General features: G+C 38.1%; 4 protein-coding genes. All 4 read left to right on the top strand.

Annotation, left to right across the window (positions count from 1 at the left end; translation table 11 throughout):
* Window positions 1-473: 473 nt before the first annotated feature.
* The 4 genes from G5B12_RS16690 (at window position 474) to G5B12_RS16675 (ending at window position 4,578) form a co-directional block, all read left to right on the top strand.
* Window positions 474-1,451, top strand: a complete 978-nt coding sequence (locus tag G5B12_RS16690) for a M28 family metallopeptidase (protein WP_021651442.1) — start codon at window positions 474-476, stop codon at window positions 1,449-1,451.
* Window positions 1,452-1,591: 140 nt separating this feature from the next.
* Window positions 1,592-1,966 carry a hypothetical protein gene (locus G5B12_RS16685; protein WP_021651441.1) on the top strand — a complete coding sequence of 125 codons (375 nt, stop codon included), beginning with the start codon at window positions 1,592-1,594 and terminating at the stop codon, window positions 1,964-1,966.
* Between the two features lie 409 nt (window positions 1,967-2,375).
* Window positions 2,376-3,473: an RNA-guided endonuclease TnpB family protein gene (locus tag G5B12_RS16680; RefSeq protein WP_110925765.1), complete on the top strand. Its 1,098-nt coding sequence runs from the start codon at window positions 2,376-2,378 to the stop codon at window positions 3,471-3,473.
* Between the two features lie 775 nt (window positions 3,474-4,248).
* Window positions 4,249-4,578 carry a hypothetical protein gene (locus tag G5B12_RS16675; protein ID WP_174088904.1) on the top strand — a complete coding sequence of 110 codons (330 nt, stop codon included), beginning with the start codon at window positions 4,249-4,251 and terminating at the stop codon, window positions 4,576-4,578.
* Window positions 4,579-4,691: the final 113 nt, after the last annotated feature.

The following is a 4,691-nucleotide window of genomic DNA, read 5'->3' as shown; positions in this document are numbered from 1 at the left end:
TAACCTGGAGAACGCAAAGAAAATACTTTCAGGAATTTAACATAATATATAGCAAGAAGTCTCTTTCCTTTACAGATGTGCAATGAATTGTAAAAGCACTGTACGAACGCTGTAAAAGCAAAAAAGAACACTTGGTTGGTGATGCAGTTCATGGTATAATAGTATCAGTTGATAACATAAATGATAAAAAAGCTAATTTTGTTAAAAAAGGATCACAATGTACATTTAGAATATCAGATTTACCGCCTTTTGATCATGTGGTTGTAATGTTCCGTGCATAGCCCAGAATGGAACTAAGTAAATTTATCAATGTCTGTCCCTTTTTCAAAATCTGAGATTTAATTGGCAGAAGTATATCACATGATAATGTTTATGGTATGAAAAAAAGCTTTCGTTGTAGCCTATGGTTCTGCATGGAAAGTTATTGGATAAAAGATACTGATTAATACTTGGTAAAATGAGGGAGCTCACAAATGAAAAAAATTACAATTGCCTTAATTATGGTTATATCATTAATAGCACCAATTCAGACAATGGCGGAGAGTGTTACCCAGACCGGTACAATAATAGAGCCTTTGGAACAGAATATTGAACAGATCATCGATGAAATCACTTCTGAACCGCGTCCAATAAATTCTGATGCAATACAGAATGTAAAAGAATATATTAGTGAATATTTTGGCAATCTGGGATATGACAATATAGAATACCAGAAATTCGAATATAACGATGAAAACAATGAGAATGCAATAAGGCATTCCTCGCAGGCGGATGTGTTTCTGGCATCAACAGCCGAGAATGCAATTGTTGACGGCATTGGTGAAAATATCATTGTGACAAAAAACTCATCTATTGATACTACAAAAAATCTGATCATAAGTGCCCATTATGACAGTGCAGAAGATTCGGTGGGCGCCAATGATAACGGTTCCGGAGTGGCAGCAGTGCTTGAACTGGCAAGGATTTTAAAAGATACAGAGATGCCGTATAATATAAAATTCATCCTGTTCTCGGGCGAAGAGAAATATATGCTGGGTTCAAGATGGTATGTTGGTAAGCTGACGGAGGACGAGCGGAAACAGATCATCGGAGTAATAAATATTGATACTATTGCAGAAAAAAGTGATCTGGGTTATATGGCGATGATCGAAGGAAACAAAAGACCAGACAATGCGGAATATGATGATGAGGGATTGAAAAAACTGGCAGAATTAAATAAAAACAGTATGTCAGAACTATTTACACCCAGTGACAGATTTTTCCTGACAATGGCAACCAACAGTGACCATTATCCGTTTGCATTAGTGAATATCCCGGCAGTATCGATTGTCCAGGACTGGCAAGATGGTTTGAACGTGAATGATAGTTCTGATGTAAAAGAAAATATGGATATACAGAGAATTGTGGAAGTGATTGATCAGGTTATGGAAGTACTTCCAACGATCAATTAAATTTATATCAAAAATCTCCCACTAATAGTAGTGCCAGATAAAAAACATTGTAGAAGTCAGTAATATTAATGTTTTTCATGGTGCTATCACGGTGTGAAGTCGAAATAATCAAATACTGACAGAGACTAGGAGGTGGAATAATGAAAAAATGGATCGTGATGCTGGCGGTACTTGTTATGTTCTGTCTGGCGGGATGCGGGGAAAAGCCGATGACAGCAGTGTATTTTCATCCAGATGATAACAGCTGGTATTTTGCGGATCTGGACACGGACACGATTTTCTCCGGAACGATACCGGATAAGCTTACGGATGAGAATGGAAAGAAGCTGACAGAGGAAGATATGACAGACGGAGATGTTTACCTGATCTATGGAGATGGTATCATGCTGGAAAGCTTCCCGGGACAGTATCCGGGAATCACAAAGATGGTACGGAAAGAACAGGGCAATCAGGAAAAGGCCGATCATTACCGGAAGGAGCTGCTTTCCATGATGCGTCCGGTGACTGGAGAGTGATAAAATAAAGCTTTTTTAGAAAAATATTAAAAGAAAATATATATCCATTTCTTCTATATTTTGATAAACTATATATTAAGACCACTGAGAAGAATAAATTTTAACAAATGTAGCAAGAATTCTCCCACCTCTTCAGGTGGTGAGATGAATTGCACATCTGAGCATATCTGCTCAAAAAAAATCTCTATAGTATAAAAGAAACACTCGTTCTCCCTTCCCTGATGTAGTATACTGAAAAAGAACAATTAGTTCATAAATACATATCCGTCGATATAAGAAAAAGGACGATAAATATAATGGAGTTAGACCATGAAAGATGCATTCTGGGGTTAGATCTTCGGTCTGCTCAGTGCAGGTGGAGCAACGATTGAAACGATACGGCAGTATATAGAAAGCCAGGGTGAGAAGAATGAACCGCGCCGTAAAAATAAGGATCTATCCAAATAAAGAGCAGAGAGTTCAGATAGAGCAAACAATCGGCTGCAGCCGCTTTATCTATAACCAGATGCTTGCAGATAAGATCAGCTATTACCAGAAAGAAAAAAAGATGCTCCGGAACACACCGGCCGGATATAAAAAGGAATATCCATGGCTGAAGGAGGTGGATTCCCTTGCCCTGGCGAATGCGCAGCTGCATCTGGAAAGTGCGTTCCGGAAGTTTTTTCGGGAACCAGCCTGCGGATTTCCACGTTATAAATCAAAGAAGCATGCAAGAAATTCATATACGACCAATGCACTAAACGGAAATATCCTTTTGCAGGATACCCATCTGAAACTTCCAAAGATGTCCGTCATAAGGATAAAACTTCACCGTCAGATTCCATCAGACTGGAAACTGAAGTCTGTAACTGTGAGCCGTGAGCCATCCGGGAAATATTTTGCCAGCCTTTTGTTCTGCTGTGAGAACCAAACAGTGGAAAAAAGACCGGCAGAGAGATTTCTTGGGATCGATTTTGCCATGCAGGGAATGTGTGTATTTTCTACAGGAGAAAGAGCCGGGTACCCTATGTTTTACAGAAAAGCAGAGAAAAAACTTGCAAGAGAACAGAGAAAGCTCTCCCACTGTGAAAAAGAAAGCCGGAACTATCAAAAACAGAAAAAAAGGGTAGCTTTATGTCATGAAAAGATAAAGAACCAGAGAAAAGATTTCCAGCATAAGCTCAGCAGGGAGCTTGCGGAAAGATATGATGCAGTATGTGTGGAAAATCTGAATCTGAAGGGAATGTCCGGAGGGCTGCACCTTGGGAAAGGTGTGCAGGATAACGGGTACGGGCAGTTTCTGTTCATGTTGGGATACAAGCTGGAAGAATATGGAAAACATCTTATAAAAGTAGACCGTTATTTTGCATCCAGTAAGATCTGCAGTGTATGCGGACATAAGAAAAAGGAACTGGCATTGTCGGACAGAATGTATGTTTGTGAATGTGGAAATAGGATAGACCGGGATGTGAATGCAGCAGTCAACATCCGTGAAGAAGGAAAAAGAATCTATAAAGAATGTGCCTGACGGCACAAGAAAAAAATCCGTAACCGGATAAACATAAAAAACAAAACCGCGGGACACGCGGGGATAGCCTGTTTTAGCTTTGCCCTAAAGGGTAATCGAGCAGGAAGCCCCCACTTCAAAATCGTAAGATTTAAGTGGTGGGAGCATGTCACTTGCTTTGTGGAACAGATTGATATTTACAGGGAGGAATCGTATTTCAGATTCTTCAAGTACATAAGAGTTCACTTTTCGTTGTATTTTAAAGAAAGAGAGACATGGAAACTTTGGAACAACAGCGAAAGTATCTTTGAAAAAGATCAAGGGATTACAATAAAATGATATGTAAATGAAGAGTAAGGGGAAAAATGCTGATTACGGATATTATTAACATTTTGGGGAATGAGTTTAGTAGTATATATTGCGTAAATCGTCAAGATCAGTACATTCAGATTTATAGACATCTAAATGAAAACACAGAGTTAGATGAATTAATGAACGAGAAAAAAAACATATGAAACCGTAATACAAAAGTATATAGAGACCAATGTATTTGAAGAAGACAGAAATAAAATGCTGGTTGCTACGGATTTTAATAATATATGCAAACAACTGCAACTGGTCTCACAGTTCACAATACATTACAGGATAAAAAATGGTAATGATACTTTGCGTTATCGTATGAAATGTGCAAGAATTGGAAATGCAGATACATTCGAAAAAATAGTGTTTGCGTTTGCAAGTGAGGATTCAGATATAAGATTAGATGAGTTAGGCATTATGAACTCGAGCAGCACCGGTGAGAAAAGAAAAAGCATCTTTTCTCTGCTTATTAAGTGATGATTGTGAGCTGGATCATCGGAGAATGGACAATGTTATTAATGAGTTTGGAGAGAATGCTCCGATTAAAGGAATAAAGATTAAATATGGTATTTACAAAAATATAGATAAGAATCTTTCAATAGCTACCATATGTGATTATGCATCTATGGCGGCAGAAACAGTTATGGAAGATTATAATCATGACTATGCGTATTATACAGATGAACTGGCGCAGAAGAGACTTTATAACCAAATGATAGAAAACGATTTTACAGATGCTTTGAAAAATAAGGAGAGATTGGTATAGACGATATTATTTGGATTATTAATCGGCAGGGATAGTCACTTTCCCTTTATATTCCTGCAGGTTTTACATAAGAAGATGGATTTCGGTCAGCAAAGGCAGCTCCCACAATGCCT

The sequence above is a fragment of the Blautia sp. MSK.20.85 genome (genome assembly GCF_013317245.1).
In the GTDB taxonomy this organism is placed as follows: domain Bacteria; phylum Bacillota; class Clostridia; order Lachnospirales; family Lachnospiraceae; genus Blautia_A.
Note: the sequence above shows the minus strand (reverse complement) of the source record. Positions and strands in the feature narration are given on the sequence as shown.

What these genes read in the sequence shown, in the direction of transcription:
- G5B12_RS16680 (WP_110925765.1), top strand. Translation starts at nt 2,376, where the DNA reads ATGAACCGCGCCGTAAAAATAAGGATCTATCCAAATAAAGAGCAGAGA.
- G5B12_RS16685 (WP_021651441.1), top strand. Translation starts at nt 1,592, where the DNA reads ATGAAAAAATGGATCGTGATGCTGGCGGTACTTGTTATGTTCTGTCTG.
- G5B12_RS16690 (WP_021651442.1), top strand. Translation starts at nt 474, where the DNA reads ATGAAAAAAATTACAATTGCCTTAATTATGGTTATATCATTAATAGCA.